The organism is Roseibium sp. RKSG952 (assembly GCF_009711355.1).
The window spans coordinates 1-16,573 of the sequence record NZ_SMMF01000897.1 but is presented as its reverse complement, the minus strand read 5'-3'; the positions used below and the strand labels follow the sequence as shown (position 1 = coordinate 16,573).

Below are 16,573 nucleotides of genomic sequence, written 5' to 3'. Positions count from 1 at the left end.
CATGCCCGGGCCATTCAAGACACCACTTCCGATCGACACGGTTCTGCCAGAGCTGCTCGCTGCGCTGGAAGCATCCCCGTCTGCCGTTCTGGTCGCAGAGCCCGGCGCAGGCAAGACCACGCGGGTGCCGCTTGCCTTGCTGGAGGCTTCCTGGCGGGGCGGTGGAAAGATCCTTGTTCTGGAACCCCGGCGTCTTGCCGCCCGCGCTGCAGCCCGGAGAATGGCCGAAGAACTGGGTGAACAGGTCGGTGGAACAGTCGGTTATCGCGTCCGGATGGAATCCCGCATCGGGCCCGGGACCCGAATCGAGGTGATTACCGAGGGTGTGTTCACCCGCATGATCATTGAGGATCCTGAGCTGACCGGGATCGCCGCTGTCCTCTTCGACGAATACCACGAACGCTCGCTCGACAGCGATCTGGGCCTCGCGCTGGCTCTTGATGTGCAATCCGCCCTGCGTGACGATCTGAAGATCGTTCCGATGTCGGCAACCCTTGATGCCGCCGCAGTGTCGGCCCTTTTGGACGATGCCCCCGTCATCAAGAGTTCCGGCCGCAGTTTTCCTGTCGATACCCGCTACATCGACCGCAAGCCGGACAAGCGGATCGAGGAGCAGGTCGCAGTGGCCATTCGTCAGGCACTGGCCGAGGAAACCGGTTCCATCCTTGTGTTCCTGCCCGGCCAAGGCGAAATCCGGAAAACAGCCGGACTTCTTTCGGCAAAACTGCCCGCCGGCTGCCAGCTTGCCCCGCTCTACGGCGCGCTTGAGGCAAAGGCCCAGGATGCCGCGATCCGGCCCGCCCCTGCAGGAACCCGCAAGATCGTTCTTGCAAGTGCCATCGCCCAGACGTCTCTGACCATCGAAGGCGTGCGCGTCGTGATCGACAGCGGGCTTGCCCGGGTTCCGCGCTATGAAGCCCAAACAGGCCTGACCCGGCTTGCAACGGTGCGTGTCTCCCGCGCCTCCGCCGACCAGCGCCGCGGCCGTGCGGGCCGAACCGGGCCGGGCGTGTGTTACCGTCTGTGGAGTGAGGCCCAGACAAGCGCCCTGCCCCTGGCAGATCCCCCGGAGATACTCGAAGCAGACCTGTCTGATCTGGTTCTGGACCTAGCGGCCTGGGGGACGTCCGACCCGTCGCAACTGCGGTTTCCCGATCCGCCCCCGCCTCCGGCCTGGACCGAAGCGGTGAAACTGCTGAAGGCTCTCGATGCGCTTGGCGATGATGCCCGCCTGACCCGGCAGGGCAAGGATCTGGCACGGCTGCCTCTTCATCCCCGCCTGGCGCATATGCTGTTGTCGGCAACCGCTACAGGACAAGGGGCCACCGCTGCCCTGCTCGCGGCCATCCTGTCCGAACCGGGCCTCGGCGGACGCAGTCCTGACCTGCGCGTCCGGCTCCGGCAGCTGCGCGATGACAAGTCCCCCCGCGCCAAGGACGCAAAAGCGCTGGCAGCCCGCTGGCGCAAATTGGCAGGCGCACAGGACACGCCCATTGATCTCGAAGCCGCGGGGTCCTTGCTCGCGCTCGCCTATCCGGACCGGGTGGCACAAGCACGTGGTGCCCGCGGCCGGTTCCGGCTTGCAAACGGCCGTGGTGCTGAACTTCCGGAAGAAGACCCGCTGGCTGGCGAACCCTTTCTGGTTATCGCCGATATTCAGGGCAAGGCGGCCAATGGCCGGATCGTTCTGAGCGCACCGGTTTCGCTTCCCGATATCGAAAACCTGTTCGCCAACCACATTCAGGATGAGGACGTGGTCCGGCTTGAAAGGGACGGCAGTATCAAGGCCCGCCGCGTTCGCCGTTACGAAGCGCTGGAGTTTTCCGCGCGCATCATCCGGGACCCTGCGCCGGAACTCGTTGCCGAGGCACTTCTGCAAGAAATCAAGCGTATTGGAGTTGCCCGTCTGCCTTGGACAAAGGACCAGATGCGGTTGCGGGGGCGTGTCGCCTATGCCCGGTCCAACGGGCTTGACCACCTGCCGGACCTGTCGGACGCAGCCTTGGGCAATAGCCTCGACGCATGGCTCGAACCGTTTCTGTCAGGCAAGACCAGCCTTGCAACAATCGATGCCGCCTGTCTCGGCGACGCGCTCGCCGTCCTGCTGCCCCATTCCTATCTTGCGGACCTGAATGCTCAGGCTCCGTCCCATTTCACCGCGCCGACGGGCAGCACCGTTCCCGTCGATTACAGTGCAGATGCCGGACCCACGATTTCAATCCGGGTTCAGGAACTGTTCGGCCTCACCCGCCACCCAAGCGTTTGCAACGGCAAGATCCCGCTCACGCTGGAGCTCTTGTCGCCTGCACAACGCCCGATCCAGATCACCCGCGACCTGCCCGGCTTCTGGAAAGGCTCCTGGGCAGATGTCAAGGCTGACATGAGGGGCCGCTACCCGAGGCACCCCTGGCCGGATGATCCAACCGGAGCGGAAGCCACGCGCCGGGTCAAACCCAAGCCGGGTTAACCCGAGGTTTGGCCAAGCCATGCTAGAATGGGTATGTTACCTAAGGTGAGAAACCCATGGACCGGCAAGAGATCATAGAAAATCTGGCAAGCGCCCAAACCCTGCCCTGGCGCACACTCCGGTTTTGCCTGGACCATCCGGCTGTCTCCCAACCGGTTTTTCTGTCCCTGCTCCAAAATGCGGCGCACGGGCGCCCTCTGGACGCGTTTGAACAACGCGCATTCTATTATGGTGTTCATGTTCTGGGGGCCACGCAATGCCAACCGGCATTCAAGCCCTTGTGCATGTTGCTGAAACGGGATCCCGGAAGATCCCATAAACTGCTTGGGGATGCCATTGCCGAAACAGTTCCGAATGTTTTGATGGCTCTCGGCAAAAACGAAGCCCAAAGCCTGTGGGAGGGGGTGTGCGAACCCTCTTATGGCACAACTATTCCCGACTGCTTTTTGCAGGCCTGGGCTTTCGAAATGTTGAACGGCAGACTTTCGCGCACAGAGGCAGAAAACCGGCTCAAAACCCTTCCGGACCTTACCTGCATTCCCTCAGACAGCGTGTTCTGGGCCGCATGGATGGCAACCATCTCCCATCTCGGGCTCGCCCGCCTGGTTCCGGTTGTGAACAATTGTCTCGAAACCGGGCGGATATGTTATCCATCCGATGCAGTGAACGAGGAAGATTATCGGGCGTTCCTGACAGATCTCGAAGAAGCAAGCGAGGCAAATGGAGATCCAGTCTGGCAAGAGAAAAAAGGCTACGTACCGCTGAGCCTGTTTCCAGAGTGCATCCGGGATATTCATGATCTTGCGCCCTGGCCTACATGCACGGACCTGAGCGTCCACGTCGGCAAGGCTGCTGAAGACACACAAGTGCCCGGCCATGATGAATCCGGTTAAAGTGCTACGGACAGGTTGGCCTTTCCGTTTCGGGTTACCAGAAAAGCCGGCTGCAACGGCAGCCTAATTGTGTTCCCCTTGTCAGATCCGGTCAGATTCAAGCGGGTTCTGCCGCAAGATCAAGACGCGTCGCCGGATGACTTCTTTTCCGCCTGGATCTGTTCACGCAGTTTGTCCCAGCTACGTGACAGGGGTTGGCCAAAAGGGGCCTTTACAGCCACCTTTTTTGCCAAGGACATTTGATTATGAACTTCAGCTTCGCAAACCGGACAAGTTTCCAGATGCCGCTGCACCATTTCCATCTCGCTCGCGGGCAAAGTTCCATTCACGTACCAGGGTATCAACTCCCAGACGGTACGATGGACATCCCCAACATCTGAATCGGGTTTTTCAAGCAACTGCGGTCTCCGAAAACGGGAACTGTTCGTCGCTAAGAATACGGCGCAAGTGTTTCCGCGCAGTCATCATGCGTGTTTTCACAGTTCCTACCGGACATCCCAGAATGTCCGAAATCTCCGTGTATAGGTACCCATTGTAATATGTCAATTCAACAACCGCGCGCAGTTCCGGTTTGAGCTGACCCAGCGCTTCGGCGAGATCTCGCTGCCTGATTATGGACTCCGCAGTGTCTTTTCCGTCACTGATAACACAGTCCTCAATGCAGATGTCCTCCTTGTGACGTGCGAGTTTCTGACGCTTCTTCAAGGAAAGCCTGTAAGCAATACCGAACAGCCACGTCGATGCTTTTGAACGGCCTTCGAACCGGTCGGCCGTCCGCCAGACAACCATGAATGCATCATTTGTCACTTCTTCCGCCGCTTCATTGTCACCAGTCACGCGGCGTGCGAACTGCATGAGCTTTGGAAAATACTTGCGGTGAAACTGTTCAAACGCTTCCAGATCACCTTGAGCAACGCAAGCCAGCAGCTGGAGATCCTCCAGATGGACGGACTGGGGCGGTATGCTCTCAACAGGTTTCAAAGGTCTCATTTCAAGGCCTAGCCTTCATATTAGAAAATTGTCGCGTTTGCCTGGCCTCCGGGCAGGAGCTTCCTGTCCGCGAAAAGCCAAACTCTGGCTTGCGGTTCCTGAGGTTTGCCCCAGAACCTGTCCCAAATTTGCGTGATTTTTGTCCTTGGCACTTATGACGTGCGTCACAGCCCAAACCGGTTGCCGGTCACAAGCAACTCTTAAAGGTGCTGTATGGCCGGGCGCAGCGACCGGGGACACGGCAAGGAGCGTACCGGCTTCATGCGAAGCCGGACGCCGTACATGGCTGCCACAACAATGGCACCATGGTCTCTATCAGGAAAACACAAGACGCTATTCATCCGAGGCCGCGACAAGGCTGGCATTGCCACCGGCAGCCGCGGTGTTGATGGACACGACCTGCTCCAGCGCAAAGCGTGACAGATAAAGCGGTCCCCCCGCCTTGAAACCTGTCCCGGACAGGCCCGAGCCGCCAAAGGGTTGGGTGCCGACCACAGCACCAATCGTGTTGCGGTTGACATAGACATTGCCAACGGACAACCGGTCCACCACTTTCTTGACCGTTGCGTCGATCCGGCTGTGAACGCCAAGCGTCAGCCCGTAGCCGGTTGCCGCAATCGCATCCAGAACCGTGTCGATGTCCTTGGCATCATAGCGCACCACATGCAGCACCGGACCGAAGATCTCGCGCTCCAGCGCCTCCGGCTTGTCCAGCTCCACAATATGTGGTCCGACCCATGAGCCGCCGGAGAACGCCCCTTGCGGTGTGTTGCCGGCAAACCGCAAGGTCTGCTCGCGACGCATTTTCTCGACATGCGCCAGAGTGTTGTCGCGCGCCTCGATGTCGATGACCGGACCGATATCCGTCGACGGCAGGCGCGGATCGCCGAGCGACAACTCACGCGCAGCTCCTTCAAGCATCTTGAGAAGGGTGTCGGCCACATCCGACTGGACGAACAGCAGCCGCAAGGCGGAACAGCGTTGCCCGGCCGAGCGAAACGCCGACATCATGACGTCGTCACAGACCTGTTCGGGCAGCGCGGTCGCGTCCACCAGCATGGCATTCATGCCACCGGTTTCGGCAATCAACGGCACAATTGCGCCGTTCTTGTTGGCAAGCGTCCGGTTGATCGCCCAGGCCGTTTCTGTCGAACCGGTAAAAGCAACACCGGCAACACGCGGATCCGACGTCAATGCCGCCCCGACCGACCCGTCGCCCGGCACCAGCAGAAACGCATCTTCAGGCACGCCTGCCTGATAAATCAGCTTGGCGGTTTCATGGGCGATCAGGGGTGTCTGTTCGGCAGGCTTGGCGACAACCGCATTGCCCGCCACCAGCGCTGCCGTGATTTGTCCAAGATAAATCGCCAGCGGAAAGTTCCAGGGAGAAATGCAGAGGAAGACCCCGCGTCCCCGGTAGCGATAGCGGTTTTCCTCACCGGTCGGTCCCGGCATCAGGCGGCCACCGCCAAAAAGGCCCCGCGCCTCGGCAGCGTAGTAGCGGCAGAAGTCGACCGCCTCACGAACTTCGGCAATTCCGTCCTGAAGGGTTTTTCCACCTTCCATGCAAAGGATCGCCATCAGGCGGTCGCTATGCGCTTCCAGAAGGTCTCCGAGCTTTTCCAGTGCTCCGGCCCGTTCCTCAACCGGCCTGCGCGACCAGCTATCAAACCCCTTGCTCGCCACGTCCATGGCACGGCGTGCCATGGCAGCATCCGCCCATTGAACCTGGCCGACTTCCCTGTTTCCATCCATCGGCGACAGAACCGGTTGCGCCGGCCCGGACGTCTTCGCGCCCGGCACTAGCGGCTTGGCTGTTTCCAGAGGGAATGCCGCATTGGCAACCCCCGAGGTCAGATTGGACCGCTCTTTCGAGCAGCCAAATTCGATCCCTTTGGAGTTGGTCCGCTGGTCCCCGTAAAGTTCAAGCGGCAGCGGGATGCTCCGGTTCACCGCCCGGGTACCATTTTCCAGTATCTCGGAGGGCCGTTTCAACATGGCGCCGACCGGCACGGAGCTGTCCCCGACAATGGTCACGAAAGACGAGTTGGCACCGTTTTCCAGAAGACGGCGAACCAGATAGGCAAGCAGATCCTTGTGCCCGCCGACTGGCGCATATATCCGGCATGGATAACCGTCCCGCCCGCTCACGGATTTGAACAGGCTTTCGCCCATGCCGTGGAGCCGCTGAAACTCATAGCCTTCCTTGCCGCCTGCCATTTCGGCGACCTGGGCCACGGTCAGCGCATTGTGGGTGGCAAATTGCGGATAGAGCACGTCCCGGGCTGCCAGCATGCGCCGGGCACAGGCAAGATAGGACAGATCCGTTGCCGCCTTGCGGGTAAATACCGGGTAATTGCCCGCGCCGTTTTCCTGCGCGTGCTTGATTTCCGTGTCCCAATAGGCCCCCTTGACCAGCCGCACCATCAAACGGCGGCGGTTTTGACGGGCCGCATCAACGAGCCAGTCAATCACCTCGGCGGAGCGCTTCTGATAGGCTTGGACCGCAAGACCAAAGCCGTCCCAGCCGTCTGTCACCGGATCGGCGATAACGGCGGCAATCACGTCAAGGGAGATTTCCAGCCGGTCGGCTTCTTCTGCATCCACGGTGAAATTGAGGTCATAGCCGCGCGCCATCTGCGCAAGCTCGAGGAGCTTTGGCAGAAGCTCGTCGCGGACCCTGAGACCGTTGACCGCCTCATATCGCGGATGAAGGGCCGACAACTTGACCGAAATGCCCGGACGATCCGGCAGGGCGGCGTTTCCGGCAGCCTTGCCAATCGCGTCAATGGCGTTGGCATAGGACTGGAAGTAGCGTTCCGCATCCTCTGCCGTTCGGGCCCCCTCGCCAAGCATGTCATAGGAGTAGCGATAACCCTTTTTCTCCTGAGCCCGCGCCCGGTCCAGCGCCTTGGCGATGGTTTCGCCGAGCACGAATTGATGGCCCAGCAGGCGCATGGCCTTGCGCGTCGCGGTGCGCACCGCCGGCATGCCCATCCGTTTGACCAAAGAGGACAGGATCGATTGTGGCGTATCGCCGGGATGGAGCAGGCGCGAGGTGATGCCAAGCGCCCAGGACGAAGCCGAGACCAGCCACGTATCGGATTTGGGTCCGCTCGGATCGTCGAACCGCGCCGCAGCCAGCTTGTCCTCGATCAGATTGTCGGAGGTTTTTGCATCCGGCACCCGCAACAGGGCTTCGGCCAGAACCATCATGGCGAGCCCCTCCCGGGTCGTCAGCCCGAACTCGCGCATGAAGTCCTCGACACCACCGAGCCCGACCGGTGTCGAGCGCATGTCCTGAATGTAGCCGGTCGCGCGCTGATCGATCCGGTTCTCCATGTCCGGATCAAGCACAGTTTCGCCCAGCAACTTGCGCACGAGCATCCCGTCATCAGGAGCGTATTCTGCGCGAAACGGCGGGATGCTGGCAGTGTCCAGTGCAATGCTCGCGGTCGTTGCCGGTGCTGTCATATCGGGGGTTCCTCCTGGATGCGCGGACGCGCACGGTGCATTGCGCTATAATAACCGGATTATCACTTGCTTTTTCACTTATTTTTTGTACTAACTCCGATAATTCCTTCGACATAATGAGGACATAATGGAGACTTTGGCGGATCTCGATCGTACCGACCGAAAAATCCTGCGCGTCTTGCAAACGGACGGGCGTATAACCAACACGGACCTTTCCGAGAAGGTTGGCCTGTCGCCAACGGCAACTGCCGAGCGCATGAAACGCCTGATCCGGGGCGGTTTCATAGAGGCCTTCAGTGCAACGCTCGCGCCCCACAAGGTGGATCGCGGACTACTGGTCTTTGTCGAAATCAAACTGGACCGGACATCGCCGGAAATGTTTGACGCTTTCAAGCGCGCTGTGGAGCGGACGGAAGACATCCTTGAATGTCACATGGTCGCTGGCGGATTCGATTACCTGATCAAGAGCCGCGTCGCAGACATGGTCGCCTATCGCAAGTTCCTCGCCGATGTGGTTCTGGCCTTCCCCGGCGTTCGCGAGACCCACACCTATGCGGTGATGGAGGAAATCAAGGACACGCATGTCTTGCCGGTCTAAAGTCGGCATCAGCGCAAGGCATCCACTCAACTCTGGTCACAAAGCCTTGTGTTGACGTGACTATTGTAGTCGCGCACGTAAGACACCAATCCAGCGAACGAGGTCCTTCATGCCGTTTTCCAGCTTGCTCCGGTCTTTCGCCTGTTTAGGTCTGGCAACACTTGTCTCGGGCGCACCTGCCTTTGCCGGTAGCGAGGCCACAGACTGGAGTGCAGTTGAGGACGCGGCGAAGGGACAAACGGTCTACTTCCATGCCTGGGGCGGTGAACCGCGCATCAATGATTATATCGCCTGGACGGCCGACCAGGTGAAGGAGCGCTATGGCGTTGCTGTCGAGCATGTGAAAGTGAGCGAAACGGCAGGTGTTGTCACCCAGATCATTGCCGAGAAGACCGCCGGACGCGACGCAAACGGATCTGTCGATCTTGTGTGGATCAATGGCGAGAATTTCAGCACCCTGAAAAAGCAGGGCCTGCTGGCAGACAGGGGCTGGGCGCAGACACTCCCCAACTGGGTGCATGTCGATGTCGAGGGAAAGCCGACGGTTGTTTCGGATTTCACGGTTCCGACGGACGGACAGGAAAGCCCCTGGGGCATGGCGCAACTTGTGTTCATGCACGATACCGCAAATCTGCCTGAACCGCCGAAGAGCCTTGCCGCCATCGCCGGGTATGCTCGTGAAAATCCAGGCCGGGTGACCTACCCGCAGCCACCGAACTTTCACGGAACAACCTTCCTGAAGCAGGCGCTGATCAGCCTGATCGATGACCCGGAAAAGCTTGGTCAGCCGGTCGATGACAGCCGGTTCGAGCAGGATGCGGCCCCGCTCTTTGCCTATCTGGATGCGCTTCACCCCAATCTGTGGCGATCCGCGCAGGCGTTCCCGCAAAACGCCGCACAAATGCGGCAGCTGCTGGCGGATGGCGAGATCGACATCGCCTTCACCTTCAATCCGGGCGATGCCTCAAGCGCCATTGCCAATGGCGAATTGCCGCCAACCGTGCGCAGTTTCGTCCTCGACGGCGGCACCCTCGGAAACACCCATTTCGTCGCGATCCCCTATAACAGTTCCTCGAAAGAAGGCGCGAAGGTCTTCGCCAACTTCCTGCTGTCTCCGGAAGCCCAGGCGCGCAAGCAGGACCCGGATATTTGGGGCGATCCGACTGTCCTGGACGTAGCGGCCCTGCCGGATGCAGAGCGCACGCAATTCGAAACTCTGGACCTGGGCATTGCCACCCTGCCGCCTGCAGACCTCGGCACCACATTGCCGGAACCGCATCCGAGCTGGGTTGAAGCCGTCGAGCGCGCGTGGGCGGCCCGCTACGGCGGATCGTGATCCGCGCGCAGTCTTGACCCGGTCCCTGTTCAACATCGGTAACCTTGTTCCGGCCTTGGTCGTGCTTGTGCTCGGCGCGCCCGTCGCCGCTGGTCTGATCTGGACGATCCTGCCGGCATTCGGCTATCTGCCGGCGCTTGGCGGAACCGCCTTCTCCTTGAGGCCATTTGCAGATCTTTTGGCCGCGCCCGGCATCTGGACATCGGTGGCACTGAGCTTCGGGACAGGCCTTGCCGCCACGCTGCTGTCGCTCGTCATCGTGCTCCTGTTCACCGGTGGATGGCTCGGCACAGCTGCATTCGCCAGATTGAGCCGTTTTCTCTCGCCGCTCTTGTCAGTCCCCCACGCAGCGGCCGCATTCGGGCTGGCGTTCTTGATTGCGCCGTCCGGTTTTGTCATGAGGTTGCTCTCCCCATGGGCAACCGGCATGACGCGGCCGCCCGATGTGCTGATTGTCCAGGACCCGCTCGGTCTCACCATGACCTTGGGCCTGATCCTGAAGGAAGTGCCGTTTCTGCTGCTGATGACCCTGGCCGCCGTGCCGCAAGCCCGCGCGCAGGACCTGAGCAGAGCCGCGCAAAGTCTGGGCTATGGCCGGATGACGGCGTTCTTCAAGGTTGTCCTTCCCCGGCTTTATCCTCAGATCCGCCTGCCTGTTCTTGCCGTTCTGGCCTTTTCGACTTCGGTCGTTGATGTCGCCCAGATCCTCGGACCAACCACCCCTGCCCCACTCGCACCCCGTCTGCTCGGCTGGATGGCCGATCCGGACCCGGCCTTGCGCCTTCAGGCATCGGCTGCCGCCGTTCTGCAGCTTGGTGTCAGTTTCGCGGCAATTATGGTCTGGATGGGGCTTGAACGCGCAGCCGCCTTTTGGATTGGCCGGTCAAACCGGACCGGACACAGGGGAGGCAATGACCGGGCCTTGCGGGTTTCAGCACTGGCTCTCGCCGTCGTGACAGCTGCCCTGACTCTGGCCGGTCTCGGGGTCCTTGGTCTCTGGTCGCTAAGCAGGGGATGGTGGTTTCCAGATGCCATGCCCTCCACCCTGACATTCGCCCACTGGCTGCGGCTGGAAACACAGGGGCTTTCCACCCTCTGGCAAACGCTCGCCATTGCCTTGCCTGTCACCTTTTGCAGTCTGGTCATCGTGATTGCCCTTCTTGAAAGCCGGACACGCACAGGCCGCGCAGGCAGCGGCATCTTGCGCAAGATCGTCTTCCTGCCGCTTTTAGTGCCGCAAATCTCGTTTCTTTTCGGACTGCAGGTTCTTGGCATCTCGACGGGCTTGAGCGGCACACTGACCGGCGTCGCACTAGCCCATGCCGTGTTTGTGCTGCCCTATGTCTATCTCGCTCTGGCCGATCCGTGGCAGCATATCGACCCGAGATATGCGCAGGTGGCCGCTTCCCTTGGCGCATCACCGCGAAAGATCCTGTTCCGCCTGCGCCTGCCGGTCCTCCTGCGTCCGCTCTTGGTGACTTTTGCAATTGGAGCCGCCGTTTCCATTGGCCAGTATCTTCCAACCGTGATGATCGGGGCCGGACGGGTCGTGACCGTCACCAGCGAAAGCGTGGCACTGGCCAGCGGCGGCAACAGGTCATTGATCGCGGTTTATGCCGTGATGCAACTTCTGCTACCATTCTTCCTGTTTCTTCTGGCAAGCCTTATCCCCGGCCTTGCCCATCGAAATCGGGCGCTGCTGCGCCCTCAAAGACATATGGCATGACAACTCACCCCCAACCGGGACTGCTTCTGAGCAACATACGCCTTTGCCTGGGCGGGCGTCAGATTCTATCCATAGACCGATGCATCGCGCCCGGATCCGTCCTGACTGTGATGGGCAAAAGTGGCAGTGGCAAGTCCTCCCTGCTCAACCTGGTCGCCGGGTTTCTCGGCAGGGATTTTCAAGCAGAAGGCAAGGTTTGGCTCGATGGCCGGGATATCACATCCCTGCCGCCTCAGCACCGTCACATCGGTTTGATGTTCCAGACACCATTGCTGTTTCCGCATCTCTCCGTTCTGGGCAATCTGCTGTTTGCCCTCCCCCCGGCCATCAAGGGACGCCGGTCGAGAACCCGGCACGCGGAAAAAGCGCTGAACGATGTAGGACTGGAAGGTTTCGGAAACCGCGATCCTGCCACCTTGTCAGGTGGTCAACAGACCCGTGTCGCCCTGATGCGGCTGCTGCTGGCAGAACCACGCGCCTTGCTGCTCGACGAACCGTTCTCGGCACTTGATCAGGCCTTGCGCGCAGACATCCGGCAACTGGTTTTCAAAAAAGCACGGGAGCGTGCGCTGCCCGTGCTTCTGGTCACCCATGACCGCCAGGACGCCGAGGCTGCAGGCGGCGACCTCGTGACCCTTGACGGAAATTCGAAAACGTGATGCTGCCTCAACCGGCAGCGTCGGCCGATTTGGCCTGCAAGAGAGCGTAGTTTTCGAGACCTATCCGCTCGACCAGCTCCAGCTGGGTTTCCAGGAAATCGATGTGGTGTTCTTCGTCTGCAAGCAGCTTTTCAAACAACTTCATGGACACGAAATCGCCAGCCTCGCGGCAGACTTCACGCGCTTCGTGGTAAAGGGCACGGGCGACATATTCGCCTGCAAGATCGCCTTCCAGAACTTCCTTCAGGTTCTGGCCGATCCGCATCGGATCAAGAAGCTGCAGGTTCGGAAGACCTTCAAGGAAAATGATCCGGTCCATGATCTCCTGAGCATGACCGCGTTCTTCTTCAGATTCTTCCAGTTCCTTGTCGGCGAGCTTGCCGTAGCCCCAGTCTTCCAGAAGGCGCGCATGCACCCAGTACTGGTTGACCGCCGTCAGCTCATGCCGAAGCGCCTTGTTGAGATATTCGATGACGCGCTCTTCGCCCTTCATCACAGTGCCCCTTATTCTGCCGCACTCCGCAGGACCGGGTCAGCCTGATCCTGTTCGGAGGTTGAGGTTTCAGCCTCTTCAGACGCTTTTTCGTGAATGATGTCAATAACGGAGGGAAAGCAACTCCCACATCTTGGACGGCACCCAAGATGCCGGAACACGGCACCGGGGGTCGGAACCTTGCCATTCGGATCGGCGCGCATCTCCTCTGCGGCCTTGCGCAGCTGCTTGTCCGACAGCACATTACATGAACAGATGATCATTCCTTGCCTGCGGTGTTTCGCTTTTTATGTGTTCTGGCATATATGGATCGAAATCCATTAACGAAAGTGGGCTAGAAAAGTCAACTTTTACCCACTGCGGCATTTGCGGACAAGGCACAGTATATGAGCGACAGCACGACACTCGACGAACGCCGGACCCTGGTACTCACCGGCGCCAGCCGAGGGATCGGCCATGCCACCGTAAAGCGTTTCTCGGCGGCTGGCTGGCGGGTGATCACCTGTTCGCGCCATGCCTTTTCAGACAAGTGCCCCTGGCCGATGGGACCGGAAGACCATATACAGGTGGATCTGTCCGATCCGGAAAATCTCGGCTATGCAGTTCAGGAAATCCGTAAACGGCTCGGATCGCACGGGTCCAAGCTTGACGCCCTGGTCAACAATGCCGGGATCAGCCCAAAGGGAGACGACGGCGAACGGCTGGATTCGCTCAATACAGCCATGCATGTCTGGCGGCACGTGTTTCAGGTCAATTTCTTTGCCCCGATCATGCTTGGACGCGGACTGTTCAAGGAACTGGCCAACGCTGGCGGATCGATTGTCAATGTCACCTCGATCGCCGGTGTCCGGGTGCATCCATTTGCGGGAACCGCTTATGCAACGTCAAAAGCGGCGCTCGCAAGCCTGACACGCGAGATGGCCGCCGACTTCGGGCCACATGGCATTCGGGTGAATGCAATCGCACCGGGCGAGATCGATACATCCATCCTGTCGCCGGGCACAGAGAAACTCATCGAGGACATTCCGCTACGCCGTCTCGGCAGGCCCGACGAAGTGGCCGATACCATCCACTTCCTGTGCACCAGCCCGTCTTCCTATGTCAGTGGCGCAGAGATCCAGATCAACGGCGGGCAGCACGTGTGACAGCCGGCATTGGAATATGCCGCGGTTTATCAGGAGATTTCCACTTAGCCGCGAAACGAACGATGCCTCTGAAAATTCGCGAATGCCTTTGCAGAAGTTGTCTTGTTGTGTGCCAAACACAATAATTGCATCGTCTAGGGCAGAAGAACCATTGGAACTCTTCGCGATATCAATTTGCCCTGATTGTTTATTGATTTCTGCTATATTTACCTAATTTTCATGCCTCCCAATCAGCTTGGAACCGGAAGTTGCGCAAAATGCGTCGTAGGGTTCAACGGGGTGCGACATGAGACTGCCGCTTAAATGGTTGGTTGATTTAAAGTTCGGATACAAGGTCGGGGGCGGGTTTACCGCCATTCTCCTTTTGACGGTCATCGTCGGGGCAGTCGGATTTCTCGCGATTTCCAATCTCGCTTCGCGTTTCAAGGTGGCGGATGAAGCGACCGGTGTATCGGTCCTGCTCAAGCAGACATCCAAGTCCCGGGAGGCCTATCTGAACGCGCAGGATCCCGAGATTGCCGACCTGACCCGGCAAACGCTCGGCGAATTAACCGGTAAACTTGAAGAACTCGGTTCTCATCTCGGAAACGACACGACTTCCCGTGAACAGGTTCAAACCGCGCTTGGTGCGGTCAGCCAGTTTGCGGCAACCTTCGATTCTGTGGTTTCAGGAACCAACCTGCAGAGCGAACGGCTTGCTACTTTACTTCAATCCTCGACCGACCTCCGCAATCAGGCGGGTATGATCGAACAAGCGGTCATTGCCGCGGAGAAGCAGGCAAGCGCTCAGGTTTTCAAGGCCAATAGCGACCATGACGACGCCAACCAGCTTGCCCGGACCATCTTCACAGTCCAGGAAGAGGCCTTCATCATTCAACTTCTTTACCTGAAAGCACGCGGAAACCTGCTGGACAAGGACCTTCAGGAAGCACGCGAGATTGCAAGTAACCTTGTCGCGACGACAAAGTCGCTCCGATATAAAAACGTTGAAGGCATTACCCCCAGAAGCCTCGGCCAACTTGCAAAACTGACTTCTACCTTGAACAAGTCACTCGCGAAAATGGCAGAGCCGCTGGACTTCAATGCAGCTTTCGAAGCCAAAGAAGCAGTCTCCGAAGCTCTGGACAACGTTATCGCCACCGCCAAGGACATTCGATCCCAATCACTTCCAGCCGTCACGACTGCGAAGTCTGCAGCGCTTACGGCCCAAACCAAACTCGCTGGAGCCCGGCAAATTGCCATCTATGCGGAAACCCTGAACCGGGCCGCTTTGCGTGCAGAAGCCGAAACACTGAGTGTTTTCGGTGGCTTCGGGCAGTCGGATGCCAGCACGGTCAACGGGTTGGTCGGCGCTTTGCTGGAGGTGGAAGAAGACCTCGTCGGGTCATCGAAAATGCTTCCCGAAGCAGCAGACACGATTGGTGAAATCCCGGTAGCAATTGTCTCTTTCGACCGCGCATTCAAGGAGATGATGGAAACCCAGTCGCTGCTCGACGCCCAGAAGTCAGAACTCGCTACCCTCTCGGACCAGGTCAACAGCCAGATCGAATCGATCACCGCCCGGCAATCGGCTCTTGCCAGCGAGGCTGCAACCAGTGCCCTGACTCAAATCGGCATCACAATCGCTATTGCCTTTACCATCGGGATCGCATTGGCTCTTGGCCTCAACCGGGCGATCACCCGGCCGATCCGGGCGACAACGGCCGTGATGAACAGGCTCGCGAGCGGCAATAATGATGTAGACATCGAGGGCGTCGACCGCGGGGACGAAATCGGCGCGATGAACCGCACCGTGCAGATCTTCCGGGACAATGCGCTTGAGCGCGAACGCCTTGAGCAGGCATCCAAGCGCGAGCAGGCCGAACGTCAGGAACGGCAGCACAAGGTCGACGCGCTGATTGCCCATTTCCGAGAAACTGCCGAAACCGTTCTCGGGTCCGTGGAAGAGACCGCTGTCGGCCTCGACCAAACGGCGCATGCCCTCACCGATATCGCCCGGCAGAGTTCCGGATATGCGATCAGCACGGTCAATTCCTCTGACGAGGCCACAAGCAATGTTCAAACGGTTGCCAGCGCTGCCGAAGAACTTGCGGCATCGATCGGCGAAATCTCGCAACAAGTGACGCGCACCACGGAGGTCGTCGACCGGGCCACACGCGGCACCCAGGACACCAACAAGAAGGTTGAGGGCCTGGCCGAATCGGCTGGCAAGATCGGCGAGGTGGTGACACTGATCCAGGCAATCGCCGAACAGACCAATCTTCTTGCGCTTAATGCCACCATCGAGGCAGCACGCGCCGGAGAAGCCGGCAAGGGATTCGCGGTCGTCGCCGCCGAGGTCAAGGAACTTGCGACCCAAACCTCTCGGGCAACCGAAGAAATCTCGTCACAGATTGGCGCGATTCAGGGTGCGACACGGGATTCGGTCCAGGCAATTTCTCAAATCACCGCGATCATGGAGGAGGTGAACAACTACACCTCGACCATTGCCGCTGCGGTTGAGCAACAAGGGGCCGCCACACAGGAGATTTCGCGCAACGTCCAGCGTGCGGCCGAAGGCACGACCCATGTTTCTTCGGCCATGACAGAATTGTCCCATGCTGTCGAACAGACCTCGACATCGGCCGAGCAGGTTCTGGCGGCCTCCACCGAGGTCTCGGACAAGACCGGACAGCTGAAACGCGAAGTCGAGGATTTCTTGAGCGAAGTTGCAACGGCGTGATTTGCAAGGAGTGTTGCCGACCATCATTGGCTCCCAAAGAGTCAGTGAATTCAAGCGCGAAGTGCAACAC

General features: G+C 59.4%; 13 protein-coding genes. 8 read left to right on the top strand and 5 right to left on the bottom strand.

Features of this window, described 5'->3' with window-relative positions:
• Position 1: 1 nt before the first annotated feature.
• Both hrpB and E1297_RS15865 read left to right on the top strand, forming a co-directional pair.
• Positions 2-2,467: an ATP-dependent helicase HrpB gene (gene hrpB, locus E1297_RS15870; protein ID WP_155139888.1), complete on the top strand. Its 2,466-nt coding sequence runs from the start codon at positions 2-4 to the stop codon at positions 2,465-2,467.
• Between the two features lie 56 nt (positions 2,468-2,523).
• Positions 2,524-3,360: a hypothetical protein gene (locus E1297_RS15865; RefSeq protein ID WP_155139887.1), complete on the top strand. Its 837-nt coding sequence runs from the start codon at positions 2,524-2,526 to the stop codon at positions 3,358-3,360.
• A 119-nt stretch (positions 3,361-3,479) separates the two neighbouring features.
• Here the strand turns inward: E1297_RS15865 and E1297_RS15860 are convergent, their stop codons facing one another.
• The 3 genes from E1297_RS15860 to putA all read right to left on the bottom strand — a co-directional run bounded on the left by E1297_RS15860 (position 3,480) and on the right by putA (position 7,824).
• The gene (locus tag E1297_RS15860; RefSeq protein ID WP_196223328.1) at positions 3,480-3,758 is read right to left on the bottom strand and encodes a zf-HC2 domain-containing protein; all 279 of its coding nucleotides are present in this window, start codon (positions 3,756-3,758) and stop codon (positions 3,480-3,482) included.
• Positions 3,751-4,350, bottom strand: a complete 600-nt coding sequence (locus E1297_RS15855; protein WP_155139882.1) for an RNA polymerase sigma factor — start codon at positions 4,348-4,350, stop codon at positions 3,751-3,753. The genes E1297_RS15860 and E1297_RS15855 overlap by 8 nt, the downstream gene beginning before the upstream one ends.
• A 333-nt stretch (positions 4,351-4,683) precedes the next feature.
• Positions 4,684-7,824, bottom strand: a complete 3,141-nt coding sequence (putA, locus tag E1297_RS15850; RefSeq protein WP_155139879.1) for a bifunctional proline dehydrogenase/L-glutamate gamma-semialdehyde dehydrogenase PutA — start codon at positions 7,822-7,824, stop codon at positions 4,684-4,686.
• A gap of 127 nt (positions 7,825-7,951) precedes the next feature.
• Here putA and E1297_RS15845 point away from each other — a divergent pair, with 127 nt between their 5' ends.
• The 4 genes from E1297_RS15845 to E1297_RS15830 all read left to right on the top strand — a co-directional run bounded on the left by E1297_RS15845 (position 7,952) and on the right by E1297_RS15830 (position 12,143).
• Positions 7,952-8,422 (top strand): Lrp/AsnC ligand binding domain-containing protein, encoded by a 471-nt coding sequence (locus E1297_RS15845; RefSeq protein ID WP_155139877.1) that lies wholly within the window; start codon positions 7,952-7,954, stop codon positions 8,420-8,422.
• Positions 8,423-8,531: 109 nt separating this feature from the next.
• On the top strand, positions 8,532-9,758 hold the full coding sequence (locus E1297_RS15840; RefSeq protein WP_155139875.1) for an ABC transporter substrate-binding protein: 1,227 nt from the start codon (positions 8,532-8,534) through the stop codon (positions 9,756-9,758).
• Positions 9,712-11,484, top strand: coding sequence for an ABC transporter permease (locus E1297_RS15835; RefSeq protein WP_244327780.1), 1,773 nt, complete (start codon positions 9,712-9,714; stop codon positions 11,482-11,484). Before E1297_RS15840 ends, E1297_RS15835 begins: the two co-directional genes overlap by 47 nt.
• Positions 11,481-12,143 (top strand): ATP-binding cassette domain-containing protein, encoded by a 663-nt coding sequence (locus E1297_RS15830; protein WP_155139873.1) that lies wholly within the window; start codon positions 11,481-11,483, stop codon positions 12,141-12,143. The genes E1297_RS15835 and E1297_RS15830 overlap by 4 nt, the downstream gene beginning before the upstream one ends.
• Before the next feature lie 7 nt (positions 12,144-12,150).
• Here the strand turns inward: E1297_RS15830 and bfr are convergent, their stop codons facing one another.
• Together bfr and E1297_RS15820 are read right to left on the bottom strand one after the other, a co-directional pair.
• Positions 12,151-12,636: a bacterioferritin gene (gene bfr, locus E1297_RS15825; RefSeq protein ID WP_155139871.1), complete on the bottom strand. Its 486-nt coding sequence runs from the start codon at positions 12,634-12,636 to the stop codon at positions 12,151-12,153.
• A gap of 11 nt (positions 12,637-12,647) precedes the next feature.
• The gene (locus E1297_RS15820) at positions 12,648-12,899 is read right to left on the bottom strand and encodes a bacterioferritin-associated ferredoxin (RefSeq protein WP_155139869.1); all 252 of its coding nucleotides are present in this window, start codon (positions 12,897-12,899) and stop codon (positions 12,648-12,650) included.
• Between the two features lie 123 nt (positions 12,900-13,022).
• Between E1297_RS15820 and E1297_RS15815 the strand changes: the two genes are divergently transcribed.
• Together E1297_RS15815 and E1297_RS15810 are read left to right on the top strand one after the other, a co-directional pair.
• The gene (locus E1297_RS15815; protein WP_155139867.1) at positions 13,023-13,781 is read left to right on the top strand and encodes an SDR family NAD(P)-dependent oxidoreductase; all 759 of its coding nucleotides are present in this window, start codon (positions 13,023-13,025) and stop codon (positions 13,779-13,781) included.
• Positions 13,782-14,067: 286 nt separating this feature from the next.
• Entirely contained in the window at positions 14,068-16,503 is a 2,436-nt protein-coding gene (locus E1297_RS15810; RefSeq protein WP_155139865.1) for a methyl-accepting chemotaxis protein, read from the top strand.
• The last annotated feature ends 70 nt before the right edge of the window (positions 16,504-16,573 follow it).